This window comes from Acetobacter tropicalis (assembly GCF_001580915.1).
Taxonomy (GTDB): Bacteria; Pseudomonadota; Alphaproteobacteria; order Acetobacterales; family Acetobacteraceae; genus Acetobacter; species Acetobacter tropicalis.
In genome coordinates this window covers 1-3417 of the sequence record NZ_LHZQ01000104.1, presented here as the reverse complement: position 1 = coordinate 3417, position 3417 = coordinate 1, and the positions used below count along the sequence as shown (strand labels likewise).

Below are 3417 nucleotides of genomic sequence, written 5' to 3'. Positions count from 1 at the left end.
GGACGGCACCCGCGAATGGGTCGTTGCCCAGCCCTACGTTCGTTAAAATCCTGCGTGTTTGGCACAGCGCCCAAGACCGCTGAATCGCCCCTAACGCCCCCGTCGAAGCCGAGGCCGAAGGTTCCGTTCTTCAGCTTCCTGTTTCCGGCGGGCCTCTCTTTCGGCCCGCTCCTGCGCTTCGCGCCGTTCTTGCGCCAAGCGTTCCTCCACGGCCTTCTGTCGCTCTCGTTCGGCCCGTTCCTTCTGCTCGATAGCGTCCCGGCCCACCTCGTCGGCCAGATCGGCAAACCAGTCCATCAGGTCTTCCGCTGCCTGCTGCACCTTGGCGATGGCCTGTTCCGCGCTTTCGATGATCTGGCGCAGGGCTTTCGCAATCCCGTTCTTCTCGGCGGCATCCGCATTTGCCTTGGCACGATAGGTCCGGGGTTCATACTCCCGGCCTTCCTGCTCGGCCTGGTGTGCGGCCTTGCGTTCGACCGCCGTGCTGTGCGGTCCGAGATGTACCCCAGGCACAACCTCGACCCCCTGCCGCTCATAGCTCCGGTGATCGACGCGGGCAGTCTGTCCGGCCCGCTCTAGAGCCTCGTTGCACTGCATGGCCCACAGTTCCCGCAGGCTCTCGATCTCGGTGCTGCCGGTCTTGGCCGCGTCCAGCACGCGGGTCTTCTCCCCCAACCCGTCAGGCTCCACCACTCGGGTCGTGGTGAGGATGTGGGCATGGTGGTTCCGCTGGTCGCCTTCCCCGCCGGGGGCATGAATGGCTATGTCGGCCGCCACGCCGAACCGTTCCACCACAGCCGCCGCGAACTGCCGGGCCAGCGCCTCGCGCTCCGACCCGTCCAGTTCAGCAGGCAGGGCCAGTTCGTATTCCCGCGCCACGGTCGAGTTCTTCCGCTTCTCGGTGGCCTCGGCTGCGTTCCACAGAGCGGCCCGGTCGTGCGCCCACTCACACCCGGAAGGCGCGACGATAAAGGACGCTTCGACACCCCTGCGCCGGGTATAATCGTGCGTCTTTCCTTCGCGTTCATCTGTAAGGGCATCTCCCGAACGATAGGCCGCAGAAGCAACCGCGCTCTGGCCTTTCGATCGGCTGACTGCCTTCACTGACAGATGATAGATCGCCATGATCTTCCTTTGGCGTAAATGGGTTGCAAGGGGCTGTGCCCCTGCCGCACGCAAACTCGCAGAGTTTGCATAAGTGCGCCCTTCATTCCTACGTCATTCAGGGTGACAACCACAAGTGGCTGATTTATTGTCGCCAAAAGATAATCAGTTCGTTGGAGAGGTCATGGCCAAGTCAAACGAAGAAATCATTGCAGATGAAAAGAAGAAAATCGAGCAGGCAAAGGCTCGTATTCAGACCATCATGGCACGAGAAAGTGCCAAAGAACGGAAGCTGGATACACGCCGCAAGGTGATCCTCGGTGGCCTCCTGATGGACGCGGCCAAAAAGGAAGGGAACTGGAACCGGGGATTACGTCAGTTGATCGAGCGGATCAGCCGGGAGAACGACAAGCGGGCGTTCGAAGGCTACACCCCGCCACCAGCCCCGGAAAATAGCGGCCATGAGTGATGCGCGGGCCGAAGGGAAAAAGCTGTTCACGGATCTACAAGCCAGCCTGAAGGACGCACAGAGCGCCTTTACCGGGCTGGCCGCGGAACAGAAGCAGCAATGCCGGACGATCACGGAAGCAGCCGAGAAAGCCTCTAGGACCGCCGTAGAAGCGTCCGAGGCGTTTGCAGTATCAAAACCACGCCTGATGATCTGGACGGCCCTCTGCGCGGCTCTGCTGGTCTCTGGCGGGTGGTTGGCAGCGTTCTGGGTCGGACGGCACGACGGTTGGGCCGCTGGTCAGGTCGCTGGCAGACAGGAAGCCCTCACCGCCAATGCCGCCGCGTCATGGGCAAATACCGCCAGTGGGAAGATGGCCAAACAACTGGATGACCTCGGCAACCTCCAACCTCTGGCGACTTGCAACGTCCCCGGATTCTCCATCCAGAAGGGAGAGAAGGGCGTTCGCTGGTGTGTGGTTGCTGGAACAGACGGGCAGTTCCACGGGTGGGCGATGCCTTGACCAACCCCTCCCTCTTCCTGAGCAATTTGGAAGACCAAATTTCCTCCGGCCAAACACGTCGAAAACGGGAGTTTTCCACCGAAAAAGAGAGACCTACAGAGAGATTAAATTTCTTTCTTATTCTTAGGGGGCGCTGTGACCCGCGCGCGACTGCGGAAAAATGCTTGTAATAGGTTACAGGATATGTAACCCAGAAGTTACAGGGGCTGTAACCTATTAGCCCGTTATCAACAGGGGTGCGAGATGTCCCGGATTGTCAGACTGACCACCAAGCAGCAGATGGCCGACCAGCAGGCCGCAGCTACCATTGCCGAACAACTGGAACTCATCACTCCGGAAATGCTGGAAGGCGCTCCGGGAGACCTGAAACTGTTACTGTCACGGGCCATCTACAGCGCACAAAAGCAATCGCGCCCGAACACCGAAGGACTTTGGCCGGGAGGTTTCACCATGATTAGCCGCGACCAGACGAAACTTGTGTGGGATGCCATCCGTGCCCTTCCGCCGGAAGATCGCCCCCAACAGGTACGTCACGCCTTCGATCTGGCCTTGCTGTCACTGCGACAGGATACTGGCGAAATCATGATGCGTCGGGATGAACTGGCCGAAGAAATCGGCTGTTCTCCGCAGAACGTCAGCCAAATTATGGGCGTTCTCGAGCGTATGGGTGCCGTCCGTCGAACCCGCCAAAAGGTGCCGGGGATCAGAGGACCGGGTGTGGCAATATATTACATCAACCCGCATGTCGGCTGGAATGGCTCTCTAGATGCTCGTAAGGCACAGGCTGAAGAAATCCATCCGCCGGTACAGCTTGAGCTTCTGCAAGGCGGAGCCAAATGAGTTCCCGTCGAGGCAGCAGAGCACAGGGTACCAATCCAAAAGCCCTAGGATTAAACCCTAGAGCACTTGGATTAAGTCCTAAACAATTAGGAATTAGCCCCCGTCAGCTCGGGATTAGCCCTAAGCAACTCGCAAAAAAGAGGCAAATCATGACCGACCTATCCGACGAACTGGCCGCCAAACGGGCAGCAATCCGCGCGGCCCGCGAATGCACAGAACCGTCGCTGTCTGCGGCAGAGGCTATCGCCTTGCTGGAATCCGATCTGGTTATGGTTCAGGCCGCCATCGACGCTCTACACGCCGAGGAACGCCGTGCAGGTTGAGTGGTCGAAGCTGGCCCGTTCTGATGCGGAGGCAATCAGAGCCTACCTGTTGGATCGAAACCCATACGCAGCTAAGCGAATTTTGCTCCGCCTGATCGATGCGACAAAAGACTTGGCAATGTTCCCGAGCATCGGTCGGATAGGGCTGGACGGCACCCGCGAATGGGTCGTTGCCCAGC

Annotated in this window: 6 protein-coding genes; 5 read left to right on the top strand and 1 reads right to left on the bottom strand. The window is 59.4% G+C overall.

The genetic code is table 11. The features are described 5' to 3' along the window. Window positions 1–90 precede the first annotated feature (90 nt). Complete coding sequence (gene mobQ, locus AD944_RS00910) at window positions 91–1179, bottom strand: MobQ family relaxase (protein WP_248845794.1); 1089 nt, start codon at window positions 1177–1179, stop codon at window positions 91–93. 61 nt (window positions 1180–1240) lie between these two features. Here mobQ and AD944_RS00905 point away from each other — a divergent pair, with 61 nt between their 5' ends. The 5 genes from AD944_RS00905 to AD944_RS00890 all read left to right on the top strand — a co-directional run. Next, window positions 1241–1573: a mobilization protein gene (locus tag AD944_RS00905; protein WP_373317151.1), complete on the top strand. Its 333-nt coding sequence runs from the start codon at window positions 1241–1243 to the stop codon at window positions 1571–1573. Next, window positions 1566–2075: a cupredoxin domain-containing protein gene (locus AD944_RS00900; RefSeq protein ID WP_061474661.1), complete on the top strand. Its 510-nt coding sequence runs from the start codon at window positions 1566–1568 to the stop codon at window positions 2073–2075. The genes AD944_RS00905 and AD944_RS00900 overlap by 8 nt, the downstream gene beginning before the upstream one ends. Before the next feature lie 243 nt (window positions 2076–2318). Beyond that, complete coding sequence (locus AD944_RS00895) at window positions 2319–2915, top strand: helix-turn-helix domain-containing protein (RefSeq protein ID WP_045543193.1); 597 nt, start codon at window positions 2319–2321, stop codon at window positions 2913–2915. Window positions 2916–3064: 149 nt separating this feature from the next. Continuing rightward, window positions 3065–3238: a hypothetical protein gene (locus tag AD944_RS16945; RefSeq protein ID WP_019089580.1), complete on the top strand. Its 174-nt coding sequence runs from the start codon at window positions 3065–3067 to the stop codon at window positions 3236–3238. After that, a partial coding sequence (locus AD944_RS00890) for a type II toxin-antitoxin system RelE/ParE family toxin (RefSeq protein WP_061474659.1) occupies window positions 3228–3417 on the top strand: 190 nt, incomplete at its 3' end. The genes AD944_RS16945 and AD944_RS00890, both read left to right, overlap by 11 nt.

Coding starts and splice junctions, on each gene's coding strand:
- AD944_RS16945 (WP_019089580.1), top strand. CDS start 3,065: ATGACCGACCTATCCGACGAACTGGCCGCCAAACGGGCAGCAATCCGC.
- AD944_RS00900 (WP_061474661.1), top strand. CDS start 1,566: ATGAGTGATGCGCGGGCCGAAGGGAAAAAGCTGTTCACGGATCTACAA.
- AD944_RS00895 (WP_045543193.1), top strand. CDS start 2,319: ATGTCCCGGATTGTCAGACTGACCACCAAGCAGCAGATGGCCGACCAG.